At 73.6% G+C, this 14,640-nt stretch carries 15 protein-coding genes and 1 tRNA gene; 6 read left to right on the forward strand and 10 right to left on the reverse strand.

The annotated features are described in order from the left end of the window. Positions 1-40: 40 nt before the first annotated feature. Together AC6EXY_RS28195 and AC6EXY_RS28200 are read right to left on the reverse strand one after the other, a co-directional pair. Positions 41-997, reverse strand: a complete 957-nt coding sequence (locus tag AC6EXY_RS28195; protein WP_499818481.1) for a pirin family protein — start codon at positions 995-997, stop codon at positions 41-43. Positions 998-1,070: 73 nt separating this feature from the next. After that, positions 1,071-1,433 carry a cupin domain-containing protein gene (locus tag AC6EXY_RS28200; protein ID WP_101833360.1) on the reverse strand — a complete coding sequence of 121 codons (363 nt, stop codon included), beginning with the start codon at positions 1,431-1,433 and terminating at the stop codon, positions 1,071-1,073. Positions 1,434-1,626: 193 nt separating this feature from the next. Here AC6EXY_RS28200 and AC6EXY_RS28205 point away from each other — a divergent pair, with 193 nt between their 5' ends. Further along, entirely contained in the window at positions 1,627-2,202 is a 576-nt protein-coding gene (locus tag AC6EXY_RS28205; RefSeq protein ID WP_243407837.1) for a VOC family protein, read from the forward strand. Positions 2,203-2,395: 193 nt separating this feature from the next. On the opposite strand, the gene AC6EXY_RS28210 is transcribed toward AC6EXY_RS28205, so the two are convergent. Then, positions 2,396-2,857, reverse strand: coding sequence for a hypothetical protein (locus AC6EXY_RS28210; protein WP_101833358.1), 462 nt, complete (start codon positions 2,855-2,857; stop codon positions 2,396-2,398). Between the two features lie 428 nt (positions 2,858-3,285). Between AC6EXY_RS28210 and AC6EXY_RS28215 the strand changes: the two genes are divergently transcribed. Genes AC6EXY_RS28215 through AC6EXY_RS28225 form a run of 3 tightly spaced genes read left to right on the forward strand, consistent with a single transcriptional unit; the run spans position 3,286 to position 6,247 of the window. Beyond that, positions 3,286-4,359 (forward strand): 3-dehydroquinate synthase family protein, encoded by a 1,074-nt coding sequence (locus tag AC6EXY_RS28215; protein ID WP_499818480.1) that lies wholly within the window; start codon positions 3,286-3,288, stop codon positions 4,357-4,359. Then, positions 4,356-5,189 carry a shikimate dehydrogenase family protein gene (locus AC6EXY_RS28220; protein WP_165818543.1) on the forward strand — a complete coding sequence of 278 codons (834 nt, stop codon included), beginning with the start codon at positions 4,356-4,358 and terminating at the stop codon, positions 5,187-5,189. Before AC6EXY_RS28215 ends, AC6EXY_RS28220 begins: the two co-directional genes overlap by 4 nt. 23 nt (positions 5,190-5,212) lie before the next feature. Next, a complete protein-coding gene (locus tag AC6EXY_RS28225; RefSeq protein WP_499818479.1) occupies positions 5,213-6,247 on the forward strand; it encodes an ROK family protein in 1,035 nt (344 codons plus the stop codon). 136 nt (positions 6,248-6,383) lie between these two features. Here the strand turns inward: AC6EXY_RS28225 and AC6EXY_RS28230 are convergent, their stop codons facing one another. The 3 genes from AC6EXY_RS28230 to AC6EXY_RS28240 are packed head-to-tail and all read right to left on the reverse strand — an operon-like array spanning position 6,384 to position 9,682. Beyond that, on the reverse strand, positions 6,384-7,292 hold the full coding sequence (locus tag AC6EXY_RS28230; protein WP_341477253.1) for an HAD-IA family hydrolase: 909 nt from the start codon (positions 7,290-7,292) through the stop codon (positions 6,384-6,386). Positions 7,293-7,343: 51 nt separating this feature from the next. Next, positions 7,344-8,501 (reverse strand): Gfo/Idh/MocA family protein, encoded by a 1,158-nt coding sequence (locus AC6EXY_RS28235; RefSeq protein ID WP_243407835.1) that lies wholly within the window; start codon positions 8,499-8,501, stop codon positions 7,344-7,346. 14 nt (positions 8,502-8,515) lie between these two features. After that, on the reverse strand, positions 8,516-9,682 hold the full coding sequence (locus tag AC6EXY_RS28240; RefSeq protein ID WP_101833356.1) for a DegT/DnrJ/EryC1/StrS family aminotransferase: 1,167 nt from the start codon (positions 9,680-9,682) through the stop codon (positions 8,516-8,518). Between the two features lie 330 nt (positions 9,683-10,012). Between AC6EXY_RS28240 and AC6EXY_RS28245 the strand changes: the two genes are divergently transcribed. Next, positions 10,013-10,456, forward strand: a complete 444-nt coding sequence (locus AC6EXY_RS28245; protein ID WP_101833355.1) for a type II 3-dehydroquinate dehydratase — start codon at positions 10,013-10,015, stop codon at positions 10,454-10,456. 558 nt (positions 10,457-11,014) lie between these two features. Here the strand turns inward: AC6EXY_RS28245 and AC6EXY_RS28250 are convergent. The 3 genes from AC6EXY_RS28250 to AC6EXY_RS28260 form a co-directional block, all read right to left on the reverse strand. Continuing rightward, the gene (locus AC6EXY_RS28250) at positions 11,015-12,220 is read right to left on the reverse strand and encodes a malic enzyme-like protein (RefSeq protein WP_243407834.1); all 1,206 of its coding nucleotides are present in this window, start codon (positions 12,218-12,220) and stop codon (positions 11,015-11,017) included. Positions 12,221-12,669: 449 nt separating this feature from the next. Further along, positions 12,670-12,742, reverse strand: a tRNA-Arg gene (locus AC6EXY_RS28255). A gap of 199 nt (positions 12,743-12,941) precedes the next feature. Beyond that, positions 12,942-13,166 carry a DUF3039 domain-containing protein gene (locus AC6EXY_RS28260; protein ID WP_101833401.1) on the reverse strand — a complete coding sequence of 75 codons (225 nt, stop codon included), beginning with the start codon at positions 13,164-13,166 and terminating at the stop codon, positions 12,942-12,944. A 199-nt stretch (positions 13,167-13,365) separates the two neighbouring features. Between AC6EXY_RS28260 and AC6EXY_RS28265 the strand changes: the two genes are divergently transcribed. After that, positions 13,366-14,055 (forward strand): metal-dependent transcriptional regulator, encoded by a 690-nt coding sequence (locus AC6EXY_RS28265; RefSeq protein WP_101833354.1) that lies wholly within the window; start codon positions 13,366-13,368, stop codon positions 14,053-14,055. 99 nt (positions 14,056-14,154) lie between these two features. Here the strand turns inward: AC6EXY_RS28265 and AC6EXY_RS28270 are convergent. After that, a partial coding sequence (locus tag AC6EXY_RS28270; RefSeq protein ID WP_499842435.1) for a C40 family peptidase occupies positions 14,155-14,640 on the reverse strand: 486 nt, incomplete at its 5' end.

The following is a 14,640-nucleotide window of genomic DNA, read 5'->3' on the forward strand; positions in this document are numbered from 1 at the left end:
GGGATGAAGTACTCCGACGTCGAGACGATCGCCGAGCAGGTCAACCGGCTCTGACCCACATCGGCACAGGTGCGGGGACGCGGGCCGCCGGGGTCGCGACGGCGCCGAACCGCTCGGCACCCGCCGTCCAGTCGGCACGGGCGGCCTCGATCTCGCCGCGGGTACGGGCGACGAGGTTCCACCACATGACCACCTGCTCGGGAAACGGCTCGCCGCCGAGCAGCATCGCCCGCACGCCACGCCCACCGGCGCCGCCCGTGCCGCCCGTGCCGCTGGCGGGAACGCCGGCCACGGCCGGCCCGGTGCCGATCGGCAGCTCCTCCCGGCCGGGGCGCAGGTAGCCCAGCTGGCCGGCGACCAGGACGTTCGCGCCGATCCGCACCGCCCCGTCGAGGGCGATCACGGCGTACTCGAAGTCGCGCCGCAGCGGCAGCACGCCGCCCCCGCCGTGCAGGGCGAGCTCGGCTCCGACCAGAGGCGTGTCGGTGCGAGCCGGGGAGGCCGCGCCGCCCAGCTCGCCGAGCAGCACCGTCACCTCGACCGAGCCGAAGCCGGCGACGGGCAGGTGCGGGTGGTGGGCGAAGTCGGCGGGGCCGTGCCGGGTGCGGTCCGGTTGGGCGACCCACAGCTGCACGCCGTGCAGCTGGCCGTCGCCGTCCTCGGACGCCTCGGCGTGGGCGACGCCGTTGCCGGCGGTCATCAGGTTGAGTTCCCCGGGCCGCAGCGGCTGGTTGCTGCCCAGGCTGTCTCGGTGCACCAGCCCACCGGACAGCAGCCAGGTCACGGTGGCGAGCCCGATGTGCGGGTGAGGCCCGATCTCGACCGGGCGCCGCGGGCCGACCGCCAGCGGGCCCATCTGGTCGACGAAGCACCAGGCACCGACGGTCCGCCGCCCCTGGCGGGGCAGGGTGCGGCGCACCGGGATGCCGCCCACGTCGGCCGCCCGCCCGTCAACGACCTCCAGGTCGACACCGACGGCCGGGACGGGTCCGCTCATCCATCCACAATACGTTGTACACGCAACAACGTGATATGGATGCCAGAACGGTGCCGCGCCGCCCGGGCGGCTCTCACGCGTCCCGGTGGACGGTGTCGGGGGTGAAGCCCGGCAGGCAGACGGAGACGTAGTCGGCGCCGTCGGGTCCCGGCGTGCTGTAGCGCACCCACTCCCCGGCAGCCGTGCGCACCGCCTGACCCGCTCCGACCTCGAGGGTTCCGCCTTCGTGCTCCACCAGGACCGCCCCGCGCAGGACGATCGTGTACTCGTCGAACTCGGGGCGCTGGCCGGGCTCGGCCCACCCGCCCGGGCTCGACATGTGCGCGATGCTCAGTCCGCGGGTGCCGGTGTTCACCGCCCCCACATACTCACGAATGACTTTGGGCAGGTTCCCGGCGGCCTCGACGATGGTCGGCTTCTCGATGAAAGTCGGCATGGGAGGCATCATCGTCGACCGCGGGGGCGCCGCGGCGGAACTACCGTCTCCGGGCGGAACAACCAGCCGCGTGGAACAAACTCCGTAGCGTGGAACGGCCGCCGCCGTGCACGCCCCGCCGGCAGTCGGCGCCGGGGGACGACGATACGATCGGCAAACTCCCCCGATGCCGGTGGGACGTGGAGGGGGCGTCGTGTCAACGGAATCGGTCTTTCTCACTCGTGCGCCCGAGCGGGCGGGCGGTATCTCCGCCACCGGCCGGGCACCCGTCGGGCAATTCCCGCTCGCGCCGCGACCGGGCACGGGATTCGCCGCGGTTGATTCGATCCTGGCCAACCTGACCTTTCACCACTTCGGCATCGTCGTCGCCGACCTCGACCTGGCCCGCGGGCTTTACACGGTCGCCCTCGGCATCGACTCCTGGCAGGTGGTGGCGCTGTCCGGCCCGGCATTGCGCCGTAACCGGACCATCGCCCTCGACGGCGCCCGGGTGGCTGTCGGCCGTCTCGGCGCGGGCCACGTCCAGCTGGTCGAGCCGGGGCACCAGCCGTCACTGGCGCGCGAGATGCTCGATCTTCGCGGCGAGGGTCTGTTCGCCATCGGCTACCTGGTCGACGATCTGGCGGCCGCGTTGCGCGGCGCGGGCCGCGGTGGTGCCCTGGTCGAGCAGATCCAGCCGGATCCGGGCAGCCCCACCCAGGCCTACCTGGACGGCGGCTCGGGCCTGCTAGTCGACCTGTTGCAGCGCGGCGCACCCTGGCCTGCCTGACCTTCCCCTGCCACCTGGGCCGACGCCCCGAGTGGTCGGCTGGCTTGTGTCCGGGACGGTTCAAATGTCATCATGAATAGGAGGCCGCCCGGCACCCCCCGAGCTGGGCGGCCTCACCTGTGCGCGGAAGTGCCCGCGTCCGTCGTCTCGCGCGGTCGGCCCGGCGAGGGGCGACGTGCCCGGTCAGGTGGTCTCAGGTGGTCAGCACCACGACGGTCAGCACGACGCCGATGAGGGTGGTCGCGATCGCGACGAAGGTCGCCACCCGGCCGCGTCCGCTGCCCCGCCGCCAGGCCAGGGCGCCGCAACCGATCGCGATCAGGCCGGAAAGCGGGAAGAACAACCCGACGGCGGCGAACGTGAACGCGAGAATCCACAGCGCCCGTGCTCCCGGCAGTTCGTCGGCGGTCACTTCCGGGCTATCGGCCATCGCCTGGCCGGGGTCATCGTCCGGATACGGAGCATGTGGCGCCGCCCCGGTGCCCGGCGCGGCGGCCCCGACCGGCTCCGCGCCTTCCGTGGCGCTTCCCGGACGCCGGGGGTCGGAACCGGCCGGCGCGCCGCCGCCCGCCTTCGCCGACCCGACCGATGCCCTGGCGGATGCCCCGGCCGGCGCCGGCCCGGAATCGGCACTGGCGGCGGTCGGTCTGGTCATGACGGACTCCTCAGTGGACGAACTACCGCTCGTCCTGATCGTTCCCGACGCAGCGTCGGCCCGCGGACCGACCCGTTCTCGTCGAGCCTGACGCAGATCCGCGGCGGCGTCCCGAACACCACGCCAAAAGCGGACATATGGAACATCACAGTTCCCCGAAAGCGCCCCCCGTATGGCCTGCGTCACAGCGGCGACGACGTATAGGACGTGCGCGGACCTTCGTCGCGGGGCGTGCGCGGCCGCCACCAGGGTCACCAGATCGGATCAGGCGCCCCTGGTGAGGGCAGGCGGCACCGCTCCCGGCAGACTGGACGCGGCCGGGCAACCCGGGCGTCACCGCGCGGGCGGGTGCCCGCCCGCGCGATTGCCCGGCGGGTCGGCCGTCCGCATGGCGCCTGTCACGACCACAACCGAAAGGATGGCTGTCGATGCCGACAGTGGGGCAGCCACTCAGCTCGATCGAACGCCTCGGCCCGGACCATCACCGCGTCCTGGTCGACCTCGGCGCACGCTCCTACCCGGTCGAGATCGGCCCGGGGGTACGCCGGGTCCTGCCCGAGATCGTCGCCCGGACCGGGGCCCGGCGCGCGGTCATCGTCTCCGCCCGTCCCCTGGACACCGTGCCGGATCCGCGAGTGCCAGCGCTGCGACTGCCCGCCCGCGACGGCGAGGCGGACAAGACGCTCGCGAACGTCGAGGCGCTGTGCGGGCAGTTCACCGACTTCGGGCTGACCCGGTCCGACGTGGTCATCTCCTGCGGCGGCGGCACGACGACCGACGTCGTCGGGCTCGCGGCCGCGCTCTACCACCGCGGCGTCGCCGTCATCCATCTGCCGACGTCCCTGCTCGCCCAGGTGGACGCGAGCGTCGGCGGGAAGACCGCGGTGAACCTGTCCGCCGGCAAGAACCTCGTCGGGGCCTACTGGCAGCCGAGCGCCGTCCTGTGCGACACCGACCTGCTGGCCACTCTGCCCCGCCGGGAGTGGATCAACGGCTACGGCGAGATCGCCCGAGCGCACTTCATCGGCGCTCCCGACCTGCTGGGACGCCCGGTCGCCGAGCAGATCGCGGCCAGCGTCGCGCTCAAGGCCGCCGTCGTCGCCCGCGACGAGCGCGACGCGAGCCTGCGCCACATCCTCAACTACGGGCACACCCTCGGCCACGCGCTGGAACGGGTCACCGACTACGCGCTGCGCCACGGCGAGGCGGTGGCCGTCGGTACCGTGTTCGCCGGTCAGCTCGCGGGCGCCCTCGGCCGGATCGGGCCCGACCGGGTCGCCGAGCACCTCGACGTCGTGCGGGGCTACGGCCTGCCCACAGCCCTGCCAGCCGGCGCCGGGGCGGCCGACCTCGTCGCCGTGATGCGGCTGGACAAGAAGTCGACGAACACCGGGCTGACGTTCGTGCTCGACGGCGCGAACGGTCCCGAGCTGGTCCCCGATGTCGACGAGCGGGTCGTGCTCTCGACGCTCGCCGCGATGCCCCGCCAGGACGCGGCGTGACCGCGCCCCCCACCACGCCCACCGCGCTACCGATCAGCGGCACCACCAGGCTGTACGCGGTGATCGGCGACCCGGTCACCCAGGTCCAGGCGCCCGCGCTGCTCAACCCGCTGTTCGCTCGGCTCGCGATGGACGCCGTCCTGATCCCCGTGCAGGCCCACCCACGGCGGTTCGCCACCGTGCTGGAAGGTCTGGAAGCGATCGGGAACCTCGACGGCGTGCTCGTCACGATCCCGCACAAGATCGCCGCCTGCACCCTGGCCAGTGAGCGCAGCACCGCCGCCGCGATCAGCGGCAGCGCCAACGTGCTGCGCCGCGCTCCCGGCGGCTGGCGCGCGGACAACTTCGACGGCGCCGGCTTCGTCCGCGGCCTCACCGCCGCCGGGCACCCGCCGCGCGGCGCGCGGGTCGCGCTCCTGGGCGCGGGCGGCGCCGGCAGCGCGATCGCGGTCGCGCTGCTCGAGGCCGGCTGCGGCCCGCTGGCCATCCACGACCCGGACCAGGACAAGTGCGCGGACCTCGTCGCCCGGCTGGACGCGCACTGGCCGGGACGCACCGTCGCCGCCGCCGCACCGGTGCTGGGCGACGCGGATCTGGCGGTCAACGCGACACCGCTCGGCCTGCGCCCCGACGACCCGCTGCCCTTCCCGCCCGACGCGCTGCCCGCCGGCTGCGTGGTCGCGGACATCATCATGAAGCCCGCGCGCACCCGGCTGCTGGCCGCCGCCGCCACCCTCGGGCTACCCACCCATCCCGGCATCCACATGCTCGCCGAGCAGCTCGACCTGTACCGCTCGTTCTTCGGTCTCATCCCCGCGCAGCGCGCCTGACCGGCGGCGAGAGGAGTCCCACCGTGTCATCCACCGCCCTGCCGCCCGCTGTCGGCGCCGGTGTCGCCGGGGTGCTCGGCATCGACATCGGCGGCACCAAGGTCGCCCTGCGGATCGAACCCGCCGCGCCCGCGCCCGCACCCGCACCGGTCGAGGCGACCCTGCGTTGGCAGCCGGCCGCACCGGCGGCGCGCGACGTCGAGGACCTCGCCGAGCACGTCGCCGCCCTGCTGGTCCGCTGGGCCGGTCCGGTGGAGGCCGTCGGCGTCGCGATGCCGGGGACCGTCGACGCGGCGGGCTTGGTGACCACCTGGCCGGGCCGGCCGAGCTGGACCGGGCTTCGGTTCGCCGACACGCTGCGCGGGCTGGTGCCGGGCGCCACGATCGCTCATGCCGACGACGGCGACGTCGCCGCGCTCGCGGAGGCCTCGGCCGCCGGCTGCCCGGACGTCGTCTACATCGGCGTCGGCACCGGGGTGGGCGGCGGGATCGTGCTGGCCGGTCGGCCCTGCCCAGGGCCCGGCCGCGGCTCGGCCGAGGTGGGACACATGGTGATCGCCATGGACGGCCCGCCGTGCGGCTGCGGGCGGCGCGGCTGCGTGCAGGCCATCGCCAGCGGCCCCGCCACCCTGCGCCGCGCCGCCCGCCACCGGGCCGCCACCGCTGTCACCGCCGCCACCGCTGTCACCGCTGCCGACGTCGAGCGCGGCGGCGAGGGCGGCGTGCGGGGCGTGGACTTCGTCGAGCTGCGCGCGGGCTGGGTGGACGGCGCCGACTGGGCGGTGCGGGCGGTGCGGGAGAGCGCGGCGGCGGTGGCGGTCGCCGTGGTCAGCCTCACCGAGCTGCTGCACCCGGCGCTGGCCGTGGTGGGCGGCGGGTTCGCCGACGGGCTGCCCGGGTTCACCGACGCCGTGGCCGAGCATGCCCGTGGGCTCGCGCGGCCCGGCCATCCGCCGGCGCCGGTGCGCGCGGCGGTCCTCGGCGGCCTGTCGTCCCTCGCGGGCGCGACCCTGCTCGCCCGCCAGGCCCTCCGGCCCGCCCACGTCCCAGCCGGCTGACCCGTCGCCCCACCCGGCCAGTCTCCCCCGGTGGTCGAACTCCCTGGCCGGGGCGCGGGCGTCGCCGGCCAGGGGCTGGGCTGCCAGGGACGCAGCTGCCGACAGGTGCGTCAGTCCGAGGCGTCGCTCCGGGGTGTCAGTCGCCGGAGAGGACCCCACCGGCGACCGGCGCCCCGGCGGCGACCGGCGGCGCCAGACCGGCCGGTGGCACGGCGGCCGTCGCGACCGCGGTGGGCGGCACGGGGGAACCATCCGAGCGTGCGGCCGGAACATCCGGCGCGGGCCGCGTGGAGCCGTCCGCCGATCCGGGGCCGAACCCCGCCGGCGACTCACCGAGCAGCGCGAGCAGGTCCGCCGGCCGGTGCAGAATCGCGTCCGGCTCGGCGGCGATCAGCTCGACACCGTCGGTCTCTCCCCACAGCGCGGCGACGGCCATGACCCCGGCACCGCGGGCGCTGTCGAGGTCCGCGACCGCGTCCCCGATCATCATCGCCTCGCCGGGTTCCGCGCCGAGCAGGTCAAGCGCCCGCAGCACGATGTCGGGTGCGGGCTTGGGCCGGGGGATCTCATCGGAGCCGAGCACATGGTCGAACAGCCCCAGCACACCGAGCTCGCCGAGCAGATGGCGGGCCCTCGGGCCGGCCTTGCCGGTGGCGACCGCCAGCCCGTAGCCGCGCTCCCGCAGCGTGCGCAGCATGTCCGCGACGCCGTCGAAGAGGACGACCTCGCGGGCGAGCCGGTAGCTCTCCCGGACGAACGGCTCCTCCATCTCCAGCGGCAGATTCATGATTCGCATGATGTCGGGGAAGTAGCGCCCCAGGTGACGCTCGTACTCCTCGAACGGCGGCTCGCCCGGGCCGACGACCTCGGCGTAGGCGATCGTGAAGGCCTGGCGCATGACGCCGAAGCTGTCCACGAGGACGCCGTCGAGATCGAAGATCACCGTCCGCCGGCGGATCCCACCGGCCGCGACCAGCCGGGCCTGCACGGTCTCGGGCGGGCCGAAGCCACCGTCCGCGCGGTTGCCGTCAGGTTCCGTACCCACATGCCCCTCCGGGCTCAACGCGTAGGACCTCGGTGACTTGTCGGCGGGGCGTCATCGGCCCGCGGGGACGAGGGCGGATGCCGCCCGGTGCGAACGGGCGGAGTCGTAGAGCCGTTCGATCGCGGCGATGGTCGGGCGGACCTCGGCGATCGCGCGTCCCCGGAAGGCCGGGTCGGCGAGCATCGCCGGCAGCTCGTCGAGCTGGCGCCGGTACTCGGTCCCGATGGGTTCCTCGGGCAGGTCGACCGCGGTGGTCTGACCGGTACGGGTGACGGTCAGGGCCGAGCGGTCCTGCCGGTTCGGCCCGAAACCGAACGTGCAGGTCAGCGAGGCGGTTCCGGCTGTGCCCTCGACGCGGATCGCGGTGATGTCGCGGGCCTCGTGCGAGGCCCAGCTCGCCCGCAGCGCGACCGAGGTGCCCTGTTCGGTCACCAGGAAGCCACGCACGGTGTCCTCGACGTCGCCTCCCGCGCGGGCGGTCCGGACACCTGCCGGTCCCTGCTCCGCCGCCTGGTCCTCCTCGTCACCGTGGCGCCAGGAGGCGGCCCACGCGCCGTCGCTGACGAAGTCGTCCGACGTCGTGCCGACGACCTGGTGGAAGTGGACGCTGCCGAGCAGCGGAGTGAGCGTGTCGAGAAGATGCCAGCCGAGGTCGACCAGCGCGCCGCCGCCGGACTGCTCGCGGCGGGTGAACCAGCCGCCCGCGTCCGGGATGCCGCGGGCGCGGACCCAGGCGAGGTCGACGTGGCGGATCGCGCCGAGACCCGCCGCGACCTCGTAGAGCCGACTGACGTCGGCCCGGTAGCGGGCCGCGCTGCCGGCCAGCAGGGTGACGTCGCCCGCTCGCTCCGCGACGGCCAGCCGGTCGGCTTCCGCCGAGCTGAGGCACACCGGCTTCTCCAGGAACACCGGGACGCCGGCGCTCAGCAGCCGCTCGGCGATGTCGGCGTGCCGGTGGTTGGGCACCGCCACGACAGCGAGGTCGGGCCGGACCGCGCCGAGCTCGGCCACGTCGGCGACGACCGCCAGGTCTGGATCCTCCCCGGCGACGGCAGCGCGCGCGGTGGGGTCGGGATCCACCGCCGCGATCACCGTGAAGCGCCGATGCTCCCGCAGCCGGGGCAGCCAGATCGACCGCCCGGCCCAGCCGAGGCCGACGACGGCGACCCGGATCGGTGTCGACCCGGCCACTGGCCCCCCCGTGGTCACGGGCCCGCCGTCGGTCACTGGGCCGCCATGGTGTCGGCCACGACGGCCGCGACCTCGTGCATCTGCTCCTCGGTGCCCAGCAGGGTGCGGTGGTGCAGCCAGATGCCGTCGGCGCTGAGCGCCTCGGTGTTCGGGCAGCGCCGCGCGATGTCGTCGACCGTCTCGTCCGGGGCGCCGGTCTCCCAGAAGCCGTTGGAGCGGTAGATCGCGCGGAACGCGGCGAAGGCGGGCAGCCCACGCTCGACAAGCGCGTCGACGAGGGCGTTGCGGCGCTCCTCACCGAGGCCGGGGACCCGGAACATCGCCATGTAGTGCGGCTTGCGGTCACAACGCTCGTCGCGGCCCTGGGGAACGACACCCGGGATGGCCGCGAGCGCGTCGGCGAGCACCGGCCAGCGCTGCTCGCGGGTGTCGATCTGGCCGGCGAGCCGGCCGAGCTGGGCCCGCAGGACCGAGGCGGAGAACTCGTTGAGCCGGAAGTTCGAGCCGGAGGTCTGGTGGAAGTACCGGCGGTCGGTGCGGGGGCGCCCGCAGCTGTGCCGCAGGAAGGCGAGTTCGTGCAGCTCCGCGTCCGGGAACGTGACGGCGCCGCCCTCACCGGCCGTCATGAGCTTGCCGTTCTGGAAGCTGAACGCGGCCACGGAGCCGAGCTCGCCGACCTTGCGGCCCTGCCACTGGGCACCGTGGGCGTGCGCGGCGTCCTGGATGATCGGGATGCCGGTGTCGGCCGACAGCTTGGCCAGCGCATCCATGTCCGCGATCTGGCCGGCCATGTGCACCGGCATGATCGCCTTGGTGCGGGGCGTCACGGCGGCGGCGGCCGCGGCGGGATCGATGCAGTAGGTGTCCAGGTCGACGTCGACCGGTACCGCCACGGCGCCGAGACGCTGCGCGGCCTGGGAGGACGAGATGAACGTGAACCCCGGGACGATGACCTCCGTGCCCGGCCCGACACCGAGTACCTGCAGAGCAAGCTCCAGGGCGTGGGTCCCGTTCGTGACGGCCAGGGCGTAGTCGGCGCCGTGATAGGCGGCGAATTCACGCTCGAAGCTGTCGACCTCACTTCCGCCCATGCGCCACCACTGGCCCTGCTCCAGGGCCCGGATCAGACCGTCGCGCTCCTCGTCGGAGTACTGCGGCCAAGCCGGCAGCTCCGGTGCGCGTCGCGCTCCACCGCTCATGGTCCCCACCCTTTTCTTACGTGACGATAGGTTCGCGCGAGGATCCCGGTCGTCGACGGTTCATTACCCTGGGTTGCCCGAAGAATCCGCACGAGTGCATGCGCGACGGACGGTACCGCAACGCCCTGAGACAGCCTGCCGTCACCCGGACCCGATCACGCAATGAACAACAACATGACAATGATTGCACCATGAGCATCCTGCCGAGACCCACCCACGCTGGGATTTTACCGCCCATCGCCCGGCAGCGACCCCCAGCGTAACTGCGATATTGTGCCCGACAGGGCGCCGGCCGACCGGGCCCCTTGGCTACAGCGATGATGAGGTCCGGTGAGCACGCTCCTTCTTCTGAACGGCCCGAACCTGGGCATACTGGGCCGCCGCCAGCCAGAGGTCTACGGCACGGCCACCCTCGCGGACATCGAATCCGCCGTCGCCACCCGGATCGCCGACCGCGGCTGGAAACTGGTTTCGGTCCAGCGCGAGTCCGAGGGCGAACTCATCCATGCGATACAGGATAACTATGATTCGGTCGGCGCGATAGTCAACCCGGGCGCGCTCATGATGTACGGCTGGAGCCTGCGGGACGCCCTGGCGAACTATCCGAATCCGTGGATCGAAGTCCATCTGTCGAATGTCTGGGCACGCGAGACATTCCGGCACGAGTCGATTCTCTCGGCACTCGCACGGGGGGTGGTCGTGGGCCTGGGAGCGCTTGGCTACGAGCTCGCCGCCCAGGCGCTGCTTGAGCTCGTGCCAGCTGGGACCGACTGAACGCCGGGTCTGAACGGCCCGGTCCCCGCCGAGCGCGCCGGCGGGGACCGCACCCTCCGCCCACGGACTTCCACGGCTGGGGAGCGCCCGCGCCGCGGGGAGCGCGTGTCCGCAGAACGTCCCGGCGGTGAGCCCCGCCACCCCGCCGCCGGCCGAGGTGAGCCGGATCTCCGGCCGGCACCGGAATGCCGGGCGCGAGGGCGCGACAATACGGGGCACCTCGTTACCGGAATTTCAGCCGTCGCCTACCGCCACGCCACCTGTCGGCCACATGGCCCAGGCCTGGGAAAGACCGTGCCGCGCCGCGGGGCCGTGGATTACTGACACGGGCCCGAATACCGAAGGTGCATGAGGCCCGTCCCGTCGGCGGACCGCCGCGTGGACCGGGGTGCAACGGCGCGCGATCGGCGGCGGCGTGGGAGCGGCGGGAAACCGAAACGGCAGGCGGCCTTTCCGGCACCAACTCTGTCGGCGGTCCGACACATGCGCGACTGTCCTGCCGGGCATCGCCGGCCGCCGCGACAGACCCGGTGACGCGACAGACCCGGTGAACGGAGGTCAGTCCTCCGCGAGCGCCCGGGTCGCCGCCTCGGCGACGGCCGGCGTCAGGCGCGGGTGGTCGAGCGGCGGCAGCAGCCCGCCGGGCGGGGTGAGATCCACCAGCGCCCGCACGGCGGCCAGCCGGGCCGCCATCGTGACCGCCCGGTGGGCGCGGACAGCGGCGCGTAGCAGGCCCGGCAGCGCGTGCAGCGGCCGGGGTCCGGAGGTCGCCGAGGCCAGCGGCGGCGGGGTCTCCGGCCGGATGCGCAGCACGGGCGCTCCCCGCGGCGGGGAGGCCAGGCCGATCAGGTCGACGACCAGGTCAAGCTCGTTGGCGAGCTGGTGAAGCGGCTGGATCCCGTAGCTGAGCGGGTCGTAGAGGGTCAGGTCACGGATGCCGGCGGCGAGCAGCAGGCCAGCGAGGTCGCCGCCGCGGGCGGGATCGACGACGACCACCCGGGCCCGCCCGGGCGGCAGGCCACGGGCGAGCAGATGGCTGAGCGCGGCGGCGGTCGCCGCCACGGCGAGGCCGTCGTTCAGTGTGTCGAGCAACGGCGTGGCGCCGGCGGCCGCCGGCGCGGCGCGCACCGCGTCGATGTGGCTGACATGCGTGTGGACCAGCACCGTCGCCGCGAAGCCGGGGGCGATCATCCCGATCGCGAGCCCCAGATCGGCGGCGTCCCGCGCGGCGATCGGCATCGGGATGACGTCGAGCCCTGTCGCCCGGTGCAGGTGCACCGCCTGCGACTCGACCGCCGGCAGGGCCGCCTCGGCGGTGAGCGGCTCGAAGTCGAGCACGGCACTGGCATCGGTGAGCAGGGCCACCCGGCGCGGCCGCCCGGTGAACAGGTCGGTGTGCGTGGGGTGGCTGGCCAGGTGGCGGATGACCCGGCGGTCGGCGTCCGCGTCGAGCAGCGCGAGGTCGTGGCCGGTGATGACGGACGCGCACAGGGACTGGGTGAGCTTGCCGGTGGACGCGACGACGAACACCGGGTCCTCCGTCTGCAGCAGGTCCGCGCCCAGCCGGCTGCGCAGGGCGTGGATGAGCCAGGTCAGTGTCGCTGCGCTGTCCGCGTCGAGGGTGATCCGCCTGCCGGCCGGGTCCGGTTCGTCGGCGTAGCAGGTGATGGCCCCGGGAGCCGCCGCGACCACCGCGTCGATGACCTGCCGCGCCGTGCCCGGCACGCGAACCGTGACGCTGTATGCGGGATTGGCCTGGGTCACGAGGCACTCTCCATGATCGTCAATCCGGGCGGGCGAACGCCCGCGGCGCCGAACCGTCCGCCGCCGCGTCGCCGGTGTCGAGGCCGGCATCGGGCGGGGCGGTTGCGCCATGTGTACGACGATCGTCGACTATCCCGCCGCCTGCCCGAGATCCTCACCGCGTCACCGTCGAATCTCATCGCACGTCCCGCCGCGTCCCGGCATCACCAGCCGGGCGGAACACCAGCCGCGGAGGCCGGGTCCTCGCCGGACCGCTCCGCTCGTCGCACCGGGCCTGTCATCCCGACCCCGCGCTCCGCGACGCCCGGTCCCACGTCAGGACGACCCGGAGCGACCGGCGGATCGCCGGATTTTTCCCACGTTACGCCACACCGCGCGCTCGCAGGTCACGCACCGGCACACGCCGGACCGCGGTCCACCGCGGCGAACGCGTACGCCACGGGAGAAAGTGCCCCAGGTAGGAATCGGACCTACGGCCTACCGCTTAGGAGGCGGTCGCTCTATCCACTGAGCTACTGGGGCATGGGACGAGGTGGAAACGACCACGTCGTGACGTGCTGAGGTGGCTCGGGCGCACCGGGCCCGGTGCCTCTCGACGATCGAGAGTACCCGGGACGCCACTGCGGCTGATCGTACGGCCATGGGGGCGCGGGCGGCAGCCTCCCGGAGAATCACTCCCCCGGGAGCCGCCGAGGCGGCGTCCGGCAGCGCGGACCGCCGGTCAGCCGAACTGCTGGGCTATCTCGACAAGTTCCTTGCATTTCGGGCAGATCGGGAACCGCGAGGGGTCCCGGACGGGTTCGAACTTGTAGCCGCACAGCGCGGTGACCCGGCCGCCCTCGATCGACGCGCGGACGATCTCCTCGCGGCGGGCGTAGTGGGAGTGGTCGTCACCCTCGTTGGTGCGGGTGTCCGACGTCTCAGGTGCGATCTGAGTCGTGCTCATGCTGGCGATTCTAGTGCCGTGCCCGGCGTGCCCGGCGCGGGCGAGCCGGGCGCGGTCCGACTTGCGGCGGCCCGTGACGGGCGCCGCTCGGGGTGTCGCCACGGACGCCCACGGTGGTCCGACGGACACAGCCGCCACGGGACACATGGCACTTGCATTTCACGGGCGCGGCGTACTCTGGAGTGGACGAAGGAGACCGGTGACTGGACTGATCGACAGTACCGAGATGTACCTCCGCACCCTGTATGAACTGAGGGAAGAGGGCATCCCCCCGCTACGCGCGCGCCTCGTGGAACGGCTGCACGTGAGCGCGCCTGCCGCCAGCGAGTCGACGGCTCGCCTGGCCAACGAGGGCCTCGTGTCCCTCGCCGATGACCGTACCGTCCAGTTCACCGAGAAAGGCCTGATGCGCGCCACCGCCGTCATGCGCAAGCATCGGCTGGCGGAGCTGCTCCTCACGAAGGTCATCGGGCTGGACTGGGCCTTGGTACACAACGAGGCGTGCCGCTGGGAGCACGTGATCTCCGACGAGGTCGAGGCGCGGCTGACGGTCCTGCTGGGCGATCCGAAGCGCTGCCCGTTCGGCAACGAGATCCCGCCCGCGCAGCACCCGGAGCAGACACGCCCGGCCACCGCGCCGGTCAGCCTGCTCGCCTCCGCCGACCGCGCCCCGGCCAACGGCGGCCAGCCGGTGACGGTGAGCTGGATCTCCGAACGGCTGCAGACCGACGAGTCGGCCATGCGTCGCCTGCAGGACGCCGCCATCGTGCCGGGCGCCCAGGTGATGCCGGGTTCCCGCGGCGATCTGATCCGGATCATGACCCCCAACGGCCAGACCGACGCGGAGATCAGCCGCAGCACGGCGGCGCTCGTCTACGTCGACCGCTGATCCCTCCGTCCGCCCTGGGCTCGCGCCGGCGGCCTTCAGCTACCGGCCAGCGGCTCGGCCGCCCCAGGGCCGGCGGACCCGGCCAGCTCCGGGGCGGACTCACGCACCCGGTCGCACTCCACCCTGGAAGCTCGACCACCAGACGTCCTCGACCCGTACCACCTCGCCGGTCCGCGGCGCGTTGATCATCTTTCCGCTTCCCACGTAGATGCCGACGTGGTCGATGTCGGCGTGGAAGAAGACCAGGTCACCGGCGACCAGCTCGGCACGGCTCACCCGCCGCCCCTCGTTCCACTGCGAGCCCGTGTAGTGGCTGAGGGCGACACCTGCCTTCCGCCACACCCACTGGGTCAGGCCGGAGCAGTCGAAGGTGCCCGGTCCCTCCGCCCCCCACACGTACGGCTTCCCGAGCTGGGCGTATGCCTCCCGCACGGCCGTCCCGGCGCCGCCACTGCCCAGCGGCGGTTCCGCTGGCGCGGCCGTGACCGGCGTGGCGGCGAAGCCCTTGCCGGCCGCCGCCGCGGCACCCGCCTGCTGTCCGTAGCGGGCGCTCTCGGCGGCGGCCTGCCGCGCCGCCGCGGCGGC

It is taken from the genome of Frankia sp. RB5, from assembly GCF_059816245.1.

What these genes read in the sequence shown, in the direction of transcription:
- AC6EXY_RS28215 (WP_499818480.1), top strand. Translation starts at nt 3,286, where the DNA reads ATGCCGACAGTGGGGCAGCCACTCAGCTCGATCGAACGCCTCGGCCCG.
- AC6EXY_RS28240 (WP_101833356.1), bottom strand. Translation starts at nt 9,682, where the DNA reads ATGAGCGGTGGAGCGCGACGCGCACCGGAGCTGCCGGCTTGGCCGCAG.
- AC6EXY_RS28200 (WP_101833360.1), bottom strand. Translation starts at nt 1,433, where the DNA reads ATGCCGACTTTCATCGAGAAGCCGACCATCGTCGAGGCCGCCGGGAAC.
- AC6EXY_RS28260 (WP_101833401.1), bottom strand. Translation starts at nt 13,166, where the DNA reads ATGAGCACGACTCAGATCGCACCTGAGACGTCGGACACCCGCACCAAC.
- AC6EXY_RS28195 (WP_499818481.1), bottom strand. Translation starts at nt 997, where the DNA reads ATGAGCGGACCCGTCCCGGCCGTCGGTGTCGACCTGGAGGTCGTTGAC.
- AC6EXY_RS28210 (WP_101833358.1), bottom strand. Translation starts at nt 2,857, where the DNA reads ATGACCAGACCGACCGCCGCCAGTGCCGATTCCGGGCCGGCGCCGGCC.